Below are 14,291 nucleotides of genomic sequence, written 5' to 3' on the forward strand. Positions count from 1 at the left end.
CTTAAATTTGGCCAACCTTCAATTAGCGTCACAATAGGAGTAATTTCCGTTCTATCCACAATTGAAACAAAAAACGCCATCTCCTAATAGGAATGGCGCAGATTAATAATAAAGCATGAGCGTGTCGTCCCCGAGTGAACAACGTGTACTCTTCCAGACGAACTCAATCAACGTCCAAATGGCCATAAAACCACTGATTGCTAACAAAATGAGCGCATACAGTGGGGTCAATTGAATGATGAACGACCAACCAAGTGTCATGAGGAGCGGTTGAATCAAAAAGATGGACGTGACATAGACGACCACGATGAGTAAAGCGAAGGCGATCCGTCGTCCGAGCGTATGAATATGGTGCCGAAAACGGGTCAATATACCAAAGATCGCACCGGTCACGAGGACAGGTAACAGGAAGGCTAGATAGTCGATTGGATATGTCGAAATCGGTGCAGTGAACAACCGTCCGCTGAATACATCATCGATGACGAGCAGTAAGTTGGCGTAAGAGAATGCCAAAATCATACCGAGTAACCAGCCGAAACGGTTCCAAATCGTACGTGATGATTTGAGCGCTTCTATTTTCGTATAAGCGAGGAATGCAAGATCACGTACTTCAATCTCTTTCAATGAGAGTTTGGCTTCGTCCAGTTGATTGACCGCCCAATCGAAATCTCGATTCGCTTGAGCTTTTTCATGAGGTTTTAATTCATCCGAGGCATCGATCAAGACGTGGTAGCGACGGCGATATTCTTCATTTGTTTCTGGTTGTTCGATGAGGAAACGAGCGTACTCATGCGGATCTTGGTTTAAGAGACTATCTAACGACTGTCCACTTTTCTCCGCATGGCGGATATAGCCGGCGAGTGCCAGCAAGAGGCGATCCGCTTCCGCCTCATCTCCAATCAGTTCAATCAAGCGCTTGCGCACTTCGTTGAAAAACTGTTGGACGTTCGGGTCATGAATCATATTCGGTTCCAGGGAGATTCCTCTCCTTTCTTGGTTTGTCATGGTCATGCAGGTGGTTCGTCATTATGAGAAAGTTTAAGCGACTCGAAATCACCTTGTTCGATGCTTCGAATCAAAATCTCGCTTCCTCCCATATTTGTCGAAAGGGGGATGGAATACACGTCACAAAGACGCATCAATGCGCTCACGTCTGGTTCGTGAGGTTGGGCAGTCAATGGATCCCGGAAGAAGATGATCATATCCATCTCACCGCGTGCGACGGCAGCTCCAATTTCTTGGTCCCCTCCAAGAGGTCCTGAACGGAAACAATGCACCGGTAACCCGGTCGCTTCCGCAATCCGCTTACCGGTTGTACCTGTTGCGAACAATTGATGCTTTTCTAGAATATGTGCATACGTTTTAATGAGAACAATCAAATCGTCTTTCTTTTTGTCGTGAGCCACTAAAGCGATGTTCATTCGAATTCCTCCTAAAATGACTTCTCATGTTATTCGTATCATATCTCGCGGGATTTGACACGATTTCTCTCTTACTTACGTACCCATTTCCATTGAATCGTAATAGTGATGTGAAAGAGTTGTCATATGCATGATGTTTGATGATTTTGAAATATAGGTATTTAAGAAGTAGCACTGTTAAGGAAAAGCAATCATTTCATAAAAAAAGGAGGAAGATTCAATGAACAATACAACGTATAACTTCAATTCGTTCATGTCATGGCTACCAGAACTTTTACTAGCAATTGTTATTCTCGTAGTCGGTTATATCTTGGCGAAAGTATTGGAAAACGTGACACGAAAAGCATTGAAGAAAGCACGACTCGATGAGCGGGCCGGTATTAAAAAAGAGGGGGAAAAAGGAGATAAGTGGACACCTGAACGCATTATTGCAAAAGTGGTGTTCTTTGGAGTCTTACTTCTCGCATTCCTGATTATCTTTGAATTTATGAACGTTCCTGCAATCACAGAGCCATTCAGTCAGATTTATGAAGGATTTTCTGGGTTGATTATCGGTGTGATTAAAGCAGGTTTAATTTTACTCGTTGCGTGGGTCATCGCTACCCTTTTGAAAAAAGGGATTCAAATGGCGGGACATCGCTTGAACTTAAGCAAGTTGATGGAAAAGACGGGACAAGAATCGACAAGTGTCAACCAAACGAAATGGGTCGATACGGTCGCGAATATCGTCTTCTACCTCGTCCTCTTATTGGCGTTACCGGCTGTACTTGACGCACTTGGACTTCGTGGGGTCAGCGGACCATTCGAAGACTTATTAAACAGTTTCCTTGGATTTATTCCGAAGCTTGTGGCGGCAGCGCTCATCTTCGCAATCGGTTATGTCGTCGCGAAGATTGTACGTGATATTTTGACGAAGTTCCTTGAAGCGGCAGGATTAGATCGATTGGCAGAGCGATTCCACCTTTCTGATTATGTGAAGGGATCGAGTCTTGCGAAAGCAATCGGTACAATTGTCTTCATCTTCATCATGATTCCGGTCACGATTTCGGCACTTGAAGCGCTTGATATTCGAGGCATCTCGGAACCAGCGATTGCGATGCTTAATGATGTCCTTGTCATGATTCCAGACATCCTTGTCGCAATCGTCCTCGTCCTCGTTGGTGTGTTCGTGGCAAGATGGTTGAAAGGTGTCGTTGTATCGCTCCTTGAAAACCTTGGCGTCAATTCATTGGCTCATAAAATGGGCTTCGGGGAACGAGCATCTTCGATGTCGATCGCCCAAGTGGTCGGTGTCGTTGTACAAGTGATTGTCATCTTACTCTTCGTATCTGAAGCACTTCAGGTGGCGAATCTCGAGTTCATGGCGTCTCTCGCCACTGCGATCTTCGCTTACTTGCCAATGGTGATTGCGGCACTCATCATCTTGGCAGTTGGCTTCTGGTTAGCTAATATGGCAGAACGTTTGGTCGGAAGTGTACTTGTCGATGGCGCAGGACAACCGAGCGCGCTTCGCTACGTAGCGAAATATGCGATTCTCGGACTCGTCTTCTTCATGGCCATCAGTCAACTCGGCATCGCGCCGATGATTGTCAATACGGCCTTCCTCCTCATTCTTGGAGCCGTTGCTCTCGCCTTCGGTCTTGCATTCGGTCTTGGCGGTCGCGAGACGGCAGCGCGCTACTTGAAAAAAGCGGAGCACCGTATTGATGAGACGGAAGTTTCAAAAGAAGGACTCGAGAAAGAAAAGGAACAGATGAGTCGTGAAGCGGAAGCTGCGAAACAGCAAGCTAAACAAGGTGTTGAGCAGTCGAAGCAGGAAGCGGAACAATCGAAGAACGAAGTGAAACGAGACGTTCATGATTCAACAGGCGATCACGTAGACGGACCGGAACCAAATCCGTTCCACGACAATATCACTCCGGATCAAGACAATCGTTCACTAGACGACAACGATGGCCCGTTACGCCCTTAAATGATTCTTTTACGGATCTCCCATGTGGAGGTCCGTTTTTTGTGTTCAACTTAGAAAGGAATCTGGTCGATAGATAAAGAAAAGAGTGACAGAGGTGAGAGGGATGTTTGAACGATTTCAACGTACACTCGTTGTGAACTATGTGATTGGCTCAGGATTAGCGGTTTTTGGTGTGGGGGGCGTCTTCATTTTTCAGACGCTTGATTTGTCAGTTCGTGAAATCGGACTGCTTCTGACCATTATGCTCGGTTCAGGAATAATCATGATTACGTCAGAACTTCTTTTGTATCGTAAACATATTCGACCAATCCGACGATTTTTTAAAGCTGAGTCTCCAACGAGCCAAGAATTGACGTCAGCGTTCGAACAAGCGAGCCGATTCCCAACTTTAACGGTACAGCGAATTTTAGGTCCTCATTTATTTGGACTATCCATTCCGTCAATCGCTTTGACGACCATATGTATTTACAATGACTGGATTGATTTACCGTATCGTTTGATTGGTCTCGCTGCCATCGGTGCCGTCATGATTGCCGTGTTGCACGCATTGATTGAGTACTTTTTGACGGTACGGTCGGTGGAACCGTTACTCGTGTATATGAAAGAAAGGCACTTCGAACTGTATCATCAGCCTATCCATGCAACATATCGTTCATTCAGTGTCCGAACTAAATTATTGATCAGCATGCTCATTACGGGTGTCTTTCCTATCATGCTGTTCATGTTGGCCTCGAGCGTTCAATTGTCGACCTCGACTCGGACGGATACATATTGGAATTGGGCGTTCGTGATTCTTGTCATTATCGTTGGGATTGCAGTGTTATGTAGTTTCTTACTCTATGACAATATCAAACGTCCGATTGGGCTTTTGACGTCAGGAATCGAACAGATGGAATCAGGGAGACTTCAGAAAATCGAAAATCCCTATTTAGATGAATTCGCTCAATTGATTGGGGGCTTCAACCAAATGGTCGAGACGGTGAACGCTCGTGAACAAGAGAATGCGCAACTGCTGGACAGCCTCTTCATCTTATTCGCGGCAACGCTCGATGCACGTGACCCTTATACGGCCGGTCATTCAGAACGTGTGGCGATGTACTCGGTAGAACTTGCCCGTGCGCTTCATTTGCCAAAGGAACAAATCGATTTACTCAATAAGTCTGCACTCCTTCACGACATCGGAAAAATCGGGATTCGTGATGATGTCTTGCTGAAGGAAGGGAAGTTGACAGACGAAGAGTTTTCAAAAATTCAGGAACATCCGACGATTGGCATTCATATATTGAGTCAAATTCATTTACCGGCATCCCTTCAACCGATTTTGGCCGGGGTTCGGTCGCATCATGAACGAATCGACGGCAAAGGGTATCCGGACCGCTTAAGTGAGGTCGATATTCCATTGTTCGGAAGAATCATGGCGATTGCCGATGCTTATGACGCCATGACGTCTGATCGGCCTTATCGCTCTGGGATGCCGATGGAAAAGGCACTCTCTATTTTAGAGAGCGGTCGTGGCACGCAATGGGACGCCGAATTTGTAGACGTATTCGTAAGGCTTCGTCGACAAGCGATATCTGCATAAAAAAGGAGCGGCACCTCGTGTGCGGCTCCTTTTAGGATAGGGTTTGGAATGCGTACACACCGAATACGGCTCCGATGACGACAATGACGAGATTGACCCGGAGTAGTGCGAGCGTCGTAGCAACCACTCCTCCGAACAAGGCGGACGTCGTAGTGGTCGTTGAAGACAAGACTCCTGGAAAAATTAAACTAGCCAATACAGCATACGGTATGAAAGAAAGAAATCGTTTCATATATGCCGGTAACGCCAATTCCTTTAACCAGAGTAGCGGGACGAGGCGAGGAAGATACGTGACAAGCGCCAATCCTAGGACGAGCAAAAATAAGGACATCATGAGACCTTTTCCCCCTTAAATAGAAAAGCACCGATTCCGGCTGCGACAACAGTTGCGATGATGATCCGAATTCCATCTGAAATCGGAAAGAACGGCGTGATGATCCAGTGAAGCACCGCTTGCATGACGATGGCGAAACTCGCAACGACGAAGACAGGCCGAGTCGTCAAGGACGGGACGAGTAACCCGATGAACATCGCATATAGCGCAATGCCCATGCTCGCTTGTAACGTGCTTGGAAGACCGAAAGCGAGGAAGACACCAATCCATGTACCGATGTTCCAGGCGAGAAAGGCAATCGTATTCAACCCGAGAACGAACAGACCAGAACGTGCCTCTTTTCGGGTGGAAGCGATACTGAACGTTTCATCGGTGACACCGAACGCGATGGCAGCCAATAGTTTTCTAGATGTACTTTCAATCCGTTGGGATAGCGAGGCGGACATTAAAAAATGACGAGAGTTTAGAATGAACGTCGTCAGAATGATTTCCCAATACATCGAACCGGTCATCAGCAATTGTACGGTGATGAACTGACTCGCCCCTGCAAAGATAAAAAACGACATGGATAACGTGATCACGTTTGGCAGATCAAACGATTTTGCCAAAAGGCCGAAGGCGATGGCAATCGGAATATATCCAATGGCAACGGGAATACCTGCTCGAAGTCCCGCACGAAATGTTGACTGTTGTGAAGATGGGGATGTGGATTGAACTGAAGTCGCCATGACAGCCCTCCTTGATGGATCAAGATGATTTCTATGTCATTCGGGATGAATGGACGGTTTCCTGCTCAAATGATGAAAAAGAGGGTATACATGTATCGTTAAGGAGGGTGGTCACATGAGTCGTGCTGAAGAATTTTTGGCGTCCTATCATCGAATCGAGGACTACTTGAGTCGAGAGATGGGAGACGGACAGCATTTCAGTTTTAGCAACATGGTGAATCGGTTAGCGAAACAAAATCCAATCATCGATCGATATAAAGAAGATTTACATCAGATGAGTCAATTGCGAAATGCGATCGTCCATGAGCGGCGTGAACCCGATTTTATTATCGCGGAGCCTCACGAGTCGCTCGTCGAATTGATTTTAGAGGTGGAACGGGAACTGCTTCATCCACGTCTCGTCATCCCATTGTTTGCGAAATCAGTGGTGACGTTTCAGTCCGAAGATTTTTTGACGGAGGTGCTCCGAGAGATTCGCGATAAAAATTACTCACAATTTCCCGTATATCACGACAACGGCTCTTGGTGTGGTCTTCTGACGAAAAAAGGAGTGACCAGTTGGTTGGCCGAGACAATCGACGGAACCAACTTGTCACTCAAAGGAGTTCGCGTGAAGCATGTACTCCATCATGACCCGCATATGCATCGGTATCGATTTATTCGAAAAGATGCGACGGTGATCGAGGCACAACACTGCTTCACGCAAATGAAAGAGGGCGCACGATACGACGCCCTCCTGATCACGGAGACTGGTAGTCCAGATGAAACACTACTCGGAATCATCCGTCCTCAAGATCTATTAAACGCGCTCCGTTGAGGCGAGGTGTTCAATCGCGACCTCATATTGGGTAACGGTGTTACCGAGGACAATCGGTTTTACTTCCGACGTCCCGTCATCTCGTTTCTTATGGGCGTGCTTGTAGGCATTGCTGTCGCGCCAATTTTCAAAGCTTGCCGCATCACGCCATGTGGTCATGATGACCACATGGTCCATTGCTGCATCGGACGTATCCGTCAACACTTGCATCCGAACAAAGCCATCCATCGCTTCGATTCCTTTTGTCGTCTCGAAACGCGCTTTGACCGCATCGACTTTTCCTTTTTCAACGTCTAGTTTATTCATGACAATCCACATCCGGCATGTCCCCCTATACGAATAAGATGATTCCATTATACCGTGAATAGGGAAATGCCTGAAAAAGGATGCTCACTCAACGTTTGCTCCACCATTCTTCAAACGCCCAGTTCTTCTGCTTCATCGTCGTCGCTTCGGTTATCCCGACATAGCGCAAATGCCATGGTTCATAATTATAACCAGTGATGTTTTCTTTTCCTTTCGGATAACGGACGATAAAGCCGTAACGATGGGCGTTTTGAATCATCCACTTTCCTTCGGGCGATTGGTCAAAGGAGGCGTATAACCCTAGACGCATACGTTGACTCGTCATATCCACCGCTAGACCGGTTTGATGTTCACTGTGTCCGGGACGGGCGACATATTTTGAAGCGTATGCGACCCCGCGTGTATTGACCCAGTAGGTATATAGAGATTTTTGAGTCGAATAGGAGCGATAGGCGCTGAGTGCGTATAACGTATGACCTTGCTTTCGACCTGCATAATACAGTTTCGCTAGCGCGTAAGCGGCTTCCGCTGTCATCAATGTCCGTTCGCTTCCTTTTTGATAAACAGTTGGGACGGTTAAGGTCACAAGTTGTGAGGAACGATAAGTGGACGGGAGCCCATTTGTTTTATTGACGAGTCGTAATCGGTCGGCCGTTGGCATTTTCGGGATACCAGCTTTCAGGTTTGCGGTCGGAGTGAAGTACTTTGTACTCCCGATATAGACATTGGACCAGCTTCGGTTATACGTGGTGTAGCGAACGGGGATATTTGTTCGCAACGTCTTCAACACAGGAGAAGATTGCATCGCTCGACCATATAGATAGGTTGTTTTGATGGTATAACCTGGTTGTGGGGACGATGATGCCGCTGTCACCGGCGAAGCTTGCAACAGGAGCAGACAAATGATCAAGATACGCAGGGACTTCATGGCAAAACGCCTCCTCGTGAGTTAGATGATGTTCCTTTTCCCGTTTTCTTGACGGAGTGAGCATCTTTTATCCATCCTTGGGTCGGATGAGGATACAGCTTGGGTCCGATGAAGCGAGGAGTCAAATCGGATACAATAAACATAACGAATGAGATCGTAGAAAGGAGTGAGCGAATGGAAGTCTTATTTGGATTACCACTGTTGTTGCTCGTCCTGTTCTTTGCCTTTTTGTACTTTAATATTAAAGGGCTATCGAATATGTGGAAGGACTACAATCGAACGAAATCGATGATTCCGCTCGGATTCTTCATCGTCGGGATTATCGGAATTTTTACAGGAGTGTGGACGTGGCTTGTCATTTTGATTTACTATGTCGTCCGCCCGAAAGACTAAACACTGTATGCAGACGCATACGGTGTTTTTGCTATACTAAGGACGAGGTGTTGAGATGGAGAAGTTAATAAAAGCATGGTTTATCGTGACGTTGATCGCGTTTGTAATCTTTAAGCTTGGTGAAGTGATGACAACCCCGTATTCGGAAACGCCGAATGAAGGGAATGTATACTGGATCGTGCTCTTGATTGGGTGGCCGTTTTTGTTATTATTCATTTGGATTACAGTCCGTATGACACGTCGAGTCACAGCATCAGTGCGACCGATTGGGAGAGTCGTATTAGGTTTGGGTAGTCTCATCATGGCCGGGATTGCCTGGGTGACCAATCAATCGCAAGCGACGTCTCTTCGGGAAGGGATTCGTTTATCTACGAATGAGTCTTTCGCAGAAGGATGGAACCAGTTCACGAATATCATCTATATGAACCAGCTGACTTTCTTTTTCCTGACAGTCAGTTGCATGGGAGTGGGGATTGTCCTTTCGTTCATCCCGACCAAAAAACAGCGAGAAGAAGCCGTGTAAGCTTCCTCTCGCTATTTTTATAACCGTTCTTGATAAAGACGGGCATATCGATCGGCTGCGATGATGGCGTCTGCAACTTCTTCTGGCGTGACATCAAAACCGCTATGAATCGTTTCGCCTTCTGCCGTGGCGGCTTTTCCGACTTTTAAGATATCTTCTCGAGATGCATCTTTCAATTTGATATCTTCGAGTGTGACCGGCAAGTCGAGTGCCATATAAAAGGCAACGTACTGCTCGAATTCTTCTTGAGGACGTCCTTCGAGTGCGAGTTGCACAAGTGTCCCGAATGCAACTTTTTCACCGTGCGTCAAATGGTGGATGTCCCCTTCTAACGCAGTGAATCCATTGTGAATGGCATGGGCTGCAGCCAAGCCACCACTTTCAAAGCCGAGACCGCTCAATAGGGTGTTGGCTTCAACGATGGCTTCGAGCGCAGGTGTAACGACTTTTGCCTTGACGGCTTCATACGCTTGAATACCATACGTGAACAATACTTCTTCACAACGTTCGGCGATTGCTTCCGCCGCAAGCGTCGGGACACCACCGGCCATCGTCTTTCCTCCGAATGAAAGGACACTTCGCACTTCGACCCAGGTCGCCAAAGCGTCGGCAATGCCTGATGCAAGGAAGCGTGGCGGTGCCTGTGCAATCAACTCGGTGTCCACCAGAACGAGATCTGGATTCTTTTTATAAAAACGGTAACTTTCGAAATTACCTTCATCTGTGTAAATAACTGACAGGGCGCTCGTCGGTGCATCTGTCGAGGCGATCGTCGGTACAATGACGATGCGCGCATCCAATTCATCTGCGACCGCTTTTGCTGTATCAAGCGTCTTACCGCCACCGAGACCAATCACGAACGCTGTGCCACTTTCTTTGGCATCTGTGGCGATTCGAGTGATCTCATGCTTTGATGCTTCTCCGACAAAATCTGCTTTCGTCGCTTCAATATTGCTCGCCTGCAGTGAATGTGTCACACGCGAACCGACCAATTCCCAGACGACGTCATCCGCAATGAGTAAAGCGTTTGAACCGAAGTGAGCGACATACTCTCCGATGCGATCAATCGTTTGTTTCCCTTGCACATACTTAGCCGGACTGATGAAAATACGTTCTGACATAGTAAACTTCATCCTTTCCTATCGGGTTTAGTGTAAGTGCTTACAACGACATCATACTACAGTTTGTGAAGGAATACCGTGAAGATTACATGAAGATTGGCAACTGACCGAGCACAAGCAACAAGATGATGATGGCGACAACAATGAGAAACCCCCAGTCATTCATTCGTTTCGTCATACGAGATATCCCCTTCATAGGTCTAAGTGTCGATTCATCTACAGTATAAAAGGGTGTTGAAATAAAGGCAGGACGAATAAATCACCAGGTTAAAAATAGACATACCTTATGACGTCGAGACAGCTCATCAGGTTTAACGGATGATGAATCGGGAACAATAGTGTCGTATGTTCATTATTGAAGGAGGAATTGAGTATGTCGAAACATGTACTGATTGTCACGACGTCAGCGAATCAATTATCAAATGGCCACGCAACGGGACTTTGGCTTGAAGAGTTTGCCGTTCCTTACTTGTTGTTTGAAAAAGAAGGATACAAAGTGACGGTCGCGAGTATCGAAGGTGGAGACGTGCCAATCGATGCGAATAGTTTAGAAGATGGCTTGTCAGAAGACATTCTAAATACACGCGAGTTGCTCAAAGACACAGCGCGACTTGATCAAGTCGCAGACGAGTCATATGATGCAATTTATTTGCCAGGTGGCCATGGGACAGTCGTCGATTTCCCAGGAAATGAAACGCTACAACGCGTTATTCGTAACGTCTATGAGAGTGGAAATATTGTCGGTGCGGTGTGCCACGGACCGATTGGATTGGTCAACGTGAAACTGAGCAACGATGAGCCACTCGTCAAAGATAAACAAGTGACAGGGTTCACCGATGCAGAAGAAAAAGAAATGCAACTCGATTCAGCTGTACCGTTCTTACTTGAGACGGGACTACGCAATCAAGGTGGACAGTTCAAAGGAGCTGACAATTGGGCGGTGAATGTGGCAGTCGACGAGCGACTCGTCACAGGTCAAAACCCTCAGTCTTCTGAAGCGGTCGGAAAAGAACTTGTCAAATTGCTAGGATAAACACATGAAGCAACTTCGGTCATTCGAAGTTGCTTTTTATTTTTGGACATATGTCCTATTCAAGCGGTCATTCTTTTTGTACAGTCAGACGAAGAGAGAGGGGAATGACATGGGAATTCTATTTGCCATACTATCTGGCACGTTTATTGCTTTACAAGGAATCTTTAACGCCAAACTAGGAGATGCGGTAGGGGCATGGATGTCCGTCACAATCGTCCATTTTGTCGGACTTTTGTTGGCGCTCATTATTTACTTTTTCAAACGAGATGCAGACATGACGGCCTTCAAACGTGTGCCTTGGTATTATAGTCTAGGTGGACTATTCGGTGTATTCGTCGTCTTCGGCGAACTGACAGCGATTCAACAACTTGGTGTAACATGGGCAATCTGCGTGTTGCTTGTGGCACAATTGATAGGAGCCTTTATCATCGATTTGAATGGCTGGTTTGGTGTCAAACGGAAGCCGATGAATACGGGACAGGTCATGGGACTCGTCTTAATGGTCGTCGGGATCGGAATTTATACATTCGCGTAAGGAGTTCAATTCTCATGATGAATATGATGGATGCACTGACACGACTGCAGTGGAATCACCTTTTTTCTAACGAAACGCTTGAAGCTTCTTCTTTAGTCACTTATGAATCTGGTACAATGCTTTGTTCGAACAATCAACACATTGAATCCTTGTTCGTCGTTCTCGAAGGACGTGTCAAAATCTATACACTCAGTGAAGAAGGGAAGTTGCGCTTGCTTCGTTTGAAAGCTGCACCGACGCTCATTGGAGACATCGAATATGCGAGTGGTCGTAACGTATTGCATACTGTCGAGGCAGTTGGATTGGTAACCTGCTTACGGATTCCGTTCGAGGTACTTCGTCGTCATAATCGTACGGTCGAATTCACGGAACATCTATTGCGTGGGGTGTCCGAAAAGCTGTTCATCGAGGCGAACGCCTCATCCAACCATCTCATGTCGACACTTGAAGAACGATTGGCGGGCTATTTGATTTCTCTTAGTGAATCGGGTAATGAGCTGTTTCAAGCTGAAATGAGTCAACTGAAGCGTAAAGAAGTCGCCGAATGGCTTGGGACGAGTTATCGTCATTTGAATCGGACGTTGCAGGCGTTCGTCGATGAAGGATTGGTCACGCGAACGAGAAAAGAAGTTGTCATATTAAATAGTGAGCGATTGAAAGAACGTGCGAACGGCATGTTTTATGAGTAAGGAGAGATTATATGATTTTTGGAATCATCTGTTCAGCAGTGGCTGGAGCATTCATTAGTGTCCAGGCGGCAGTCAATGCAAAAATGAATACAAATTTAGGAGCCTGGGCGACGACGGTATTAGTTTTTATCGTCGGTTTGGTCGGTTCGATCATCCCGTTACTGTTATTCGGAGGCAATCTTGCCGGATTCCGTGATGTGTCACCGATCTATTGGCTTGGTGGGTTACTTGGGGTCGGTGTCGTGTATTGTGTCATGCGGAGCATCCAGCTACTTGGACCGACTTTGTCCGTGTCACTCATCCTCGTTTCACAACTCATTTGGGCATTACTCGTCGATTTGTATGGCGCTTTCGGGATGCCTCAAATTACATTATCAGCTGGACAAGTCGTTGGGCTTACGGTCCTGCTCGTTGGGGTTATTCTCTTTAAACAGTCTCAGACGGCGGCTATCGCCAAACAAGCTGTCAACGAAGCCACTTCATAAGGAGTGGCTATTTTTTCGAGCAAAACGGGTACAGGTTGGTAACGATTTTTTGATAAAATGAAGCAGTATGGTTTTAAAAATAGCTGAGGTGATGAAAAAAGTGGATTCTTCCATAGTGATTGATTTGTTGATTGTTTTGTTTTTGATTGTGTTGAACGGGATTTTTGCGATGACAGAAATTGCGCTCATCTCATCGAAGCCTGCAAAACTTGAGGTTGAAGCAAATCGAGGGAAACGAAGTGCCAAGATTGCGCTTCATTATTCGAAAGACCCGACAGATTTGTTGTCGACCGTTCAAGTCGGAATCACATTGATTGGGATTATTAACGGGGCATACGGGGGCGCACGCTTCTCGGCACCGCTCGCATCGGCATTTGAACAAGCCGGAATGAGTACGCAGTATGCCGGAACCGTTGCTTATGTGGCCGTCGTTACGATTATTACGTATCTGTCGCTCATCATTGGTGAATTGGTCCCGAAACGGATTGCGCTCGTCTCGCCTGAAAAAGTCACGATGGCAATCATTCCGTCGCTCGATCTATTCAGCAAGTTGATGCGCCCATTCATTTGGATTTTATCGAAATCAACGCTCTTCTTATTCAAGCTCCTTGGATTAAAGGCAGAACAAACGAGTGGAGAGACTGAGCTTGAGATTAAACAGCTTCTCTTTGAGGGGGCTCAGCAAGGTCAGTTCGCCCATGAAGAAGTGCAACAAGTCGAACGCGTCTTTGCGTTCCACGATCAATTGATTTATGAGCTCATGCAACCTCGGACGACGCTTGAATGGGTCGACTTAGAGGATGACATGGATGACATGAAAAAATCTATTTACGAGAGTAAGCATAACAAGTTACCAGTCGGTCGCGACTCACTCGACGACTTTGTCGGATATATCGATGTGCGTGACATTTTGACGTTACCGACATTGCGTGAACCGTCACAAATTTTAAAACGTATCAAGCAACCACTGATCGTGCCAAAGCAACGTGAAGCGAGCCAAGTGCTTCAGATGATGCAGAAAAATGGTGTCGAGATCGCATTCGTCTTAGATGAATACGGCGGATTCCTTGGGATGGTCACATTGTTCGACATTTTAGAAGAAATCGTCGGAGAAGTGATGATTGAAGAAGATACACCGGAAGTGGTTCGTCGTGAGGACGGATCGTATTTAGCGGACGGGTTACTCGGGATTGAGGATTTGAAGCGAACGTTCGAGATTCGGGATGACCGATTCGATGAAGGGCGCAATTCGTATCATACGCTCGCCGGACTTGTCATTTACGCATTAGGTGATTTTCCGAAGCGGGGTGACGTGGTCGAAGCGTACGGTCTTCGTTTCGAAGTCGTCGATATGGACGGCAAACGAGTTGACCAAGTGCTCGTTTCTGAATTAACAGAACCAGTCAAAGAAGAGGATTGATGCG

Annotated in this window: 17 protein-coding genes; 10 read left to right on the forward strand and 7 right to left on the reverse strand. The window is 46.5% G+C overall.

Features of this window, described 5'->3' with window-relative positions; all coding sequences use genetic code 11:
• Positions 1–102: 102 nt before the first annotated feature.
• Positions 103–1,011, reverse strand: coding sequence for a hypothetical protein (locus ACQKD4_RS11090; protein WP_427373375.1), 909 nt, complete (start codon positions 1,009–1,011; stop codon positions 103–105).
• Positions 1,008–1,421: a methylglyoxal synthase gene (locus ACQKD4_RS11095; RefSeq protein ID WP_026824646.1), complete on the reverse strand. Its 414-nt coding sequence runs from the start codon at positions 1,419–1,421 to the stop codon at positions 1,008–1,010. The genes ACQKD4_RS11090 and ACQKD4_RS11095 overlap by 4 nt, the downstream gene beginning before the upstream one ends.
• Positions 1,422–1,641: 220 nt before the next feature.
• Here ACQKD4_RS11095 and ACQKD4_RS11100 point away from each other — a divergent pair, with 220 nt between their 5' ends.
• Together ACQKD4_RS11100 and ACQKD4_RS11105 are read left to right on the forward strand one after the other, a co-directional pair.
• Positions 1,642–3,393, forward strand: a complete 1,752-nt coding sequence (locus ACQKD4_RS11100) for a mechanosensitive ion channel (RefSeq protein ID WP_214695667.1) — start codon at positions 1,642–1,644, stop codon at positions 3,391–3,393.
• A 103-nt stretch (positions 3,394–3,496) separates the two neighbouring features.
• Positions 3,497–4,975: an HD-GYP domain-containing protein gene (locus ACQKD4_RS11105; RefSeq protein WP_427373376.1), complete on the forward strand. Its 1,479-nt coding sequence runs from the start codon at positions 3,497–3,499 to the stop codon at positions 4,973–4,975.
• A gap of 31 nt (positions 4,976–5,006) precedes the next feature.
• Here ACQKD4_RS11105 and ACQKD4_RS11110 read toward each other — a convergent pair whose 3' ends face one another.
• Complete coding sequence (locus ACQKD4_RS11110; protein WP_427373377.1) at positions 5,007–5,309, reverse strand: AzlD domain-containing protein; 303 nt, start codon at positions 5,307–5,309, stop codon at positions 5,007–5,009.
• On the reverse strand, positions 5,306–6,037 hold the full coding sequence (locus ACQKD4_RS11115; protein ID WP_427373378.1) for an AzlC family ABC transporter permease: 732 nt from the start codon (positions 6,035–6,037) through the stop codon (positions 5,306–5,308). Before ACQKD4_RS11115 ends, ACQKD4_RS11110 begins: the two co-directional genes overlap by 4 nt.
• Positions 6,038–6,152: 115 nt before the next feature.
• Between ACQKD4_RS11115 and ACQKD4_RS11120 the strand changes: the two genes are divergently transcribed.
• Positions 6,153–6,854 (forward strand): CBS domain-containing protein, encoded by a 702-nt coding sequence (locus ACQKD4_RS11120; RefSeq protein WP_427373379.1) that lies wholly within the window; start codon positions 6,153–6,155, stop codon positions 6,852–6,854.
• Here ACQKD4_RS11120 and ACQKD4_RS11125 read toward each other — a convergent pair.
• Together ACQKD4_RS11125 and ACQKD4_RS11130 are read right to left on the reverse strand one after the other, a co-directional pair.
• Positions 6,837–7,172 (reverse strand): antibiotic biosynthesis monooxygenase, encoded by a 336-nt coding sequence (locus ACQKD4_RS11125; protein ID WP_074036751.1) that lies wholly within the window; start codon positions 7,170–7,172, stop codon positions 6,837–6,839. The genes ACQKD4_RS11120 and ACQKD4_RS11125 overlap by 18 nt on opposite strands.
• 76 nt (positions 7,173–7,248) lie before the next feature.
• Positions 7,249–8,088, reverse strand: a complete 840-nt coding sequence (locus ACQKD4_RS11130; protein WP_427373381.1) for a M15 family metallopeptidase — start codon at positions 8,086–8,088, stop codon at positions 7,249–7,251.
• Positions 8,089–8,262: 174 nt separating this feature from the next.
• Between ACQKD4_RS11130 and ACQKD4_RS11135 the strand changes: the two genes are divergently transcribed.
• Together ACQKD4_RS11135 and ACQKD4_RS11140 are read left to right on the forward strand one after the other, a co-directional pair.
• Entirely contained in the window at positions 8,263–8,481 is a 219-nt protein-coding gene (locus ACQKD4_RS11135; protein ID WP_074036747.1) for a hypothetical protein, read from the forward strand.
• 55 nt (positions 8,482–8,536) lie between these two features.
• Positions 8,537–9,004 (forward strand): hypothetical protein, encoded by a 468-nt coding sequence (locus tag ACQKD4_RS11140; protein ID WP_427373382.1) that lies wholly within the window; start codon positions 8,537–8,539, stop codon positions 9,002–9,004.
• 17 nt (positions 9,005–9,021) lie between these two features.
• Here ACQKD4_RS11140 and ACQKD4_RS11145 read toward each other — a convergent pair whose 3' ends face one another.
• Positions 9,022–10,125, reverse strand: coding sequence for a glycerol dehydrogenase (locus ACQKD4_RS11145; protein WP_214746693.1), 1,104 nt, complete (start codon positions 10,123–10,125; stop codon positions 9,022–9,024).
• Positions 10,126–10,498: 373 nt separating this feature from the next.
• Here ACQKD4_RS11145 and ACQKD4_RS11150 point away from each other — a divergent pair, with 373 nt between their 5' ends.
• The 5 genes from ACQKD4_RS11150 to ACQKD4_RS11170 all read left to right on the forward strand — a co-directional run bounded on the left by ACQKD4_RS11150 (position 10,499) and on the right by ACQKD4_RS11170 (position 14,287).
• Positions 10,499–11,158, forward strand: a complete 660-nt coding sequence (locus ACQKD4_RS11150) for a type 1 glutamine amidotransferase domain-containing protein (RefSeq protein WP_274664205.1) — start codon at positions 10,499–10,501, stop codon at positions 11,156–11,158.
• Positions 11,159–11,267: 109 nt separating this feature from the next.
• Positions 11,268–11,693: a DMT family transporter gene (locus ACQKD4_RS11155; protein ID WP_274664204.1), complete on the forward strand. Its 426-nt coding sequence runs from the start codon at positions 11,268–11,270 to the stop codon at positions 11,691–11,693.
• Positions 11,694–11,707: 14 nt separating this feature from the next.
• Positions 11,708–12,382, forward strand: coding sequence for a Crp/Fnr family transcriptional regulator (locus ACQKD4_RS11160; RefSeq protein WP_427373383.1), 675 nt, complete (start codon positions 11,708–11,710; stop codon positions 12,380–12,382).
• 11 nt (positions 12,383–12,393) lie between these two features.
• A complete protein-coding gene (locus ACQKD4_RS11165; RefSeq protein WP_427373384.1) occupies positions 12,394–12,867 on the forward strand; it encodes a DMT family transporter in 474 nt (157 codons plus the stop codon).
• Positions 12,868–12,958: 91 nt separating this feature from the next.
• Positions 12,959–14,287 carry a hemolysin family protein gene (locus tag ACQKD4_RS11170; protein WP_214695701.1) on the forward strand — a complete coding sequence of 443 codons (1,329 nt, stop codon included), beginning with the start codon at positions 12,959–12,961 and terminating at the stop codon, positions 14,285–14,287.
• Positions 14,288–14,291: the final 4 nt, after the last annotated feature.

This window comes from Exiguobacterium sp. NPDC077395 (assembly GCF_050269125.1).
GTDB lineage: Bacteria > Bacillota > Bacilli > Exiguobacteriales > Exiguobacteriaceae > Exiguobacterium > Exiguobacterium aestuarii_A.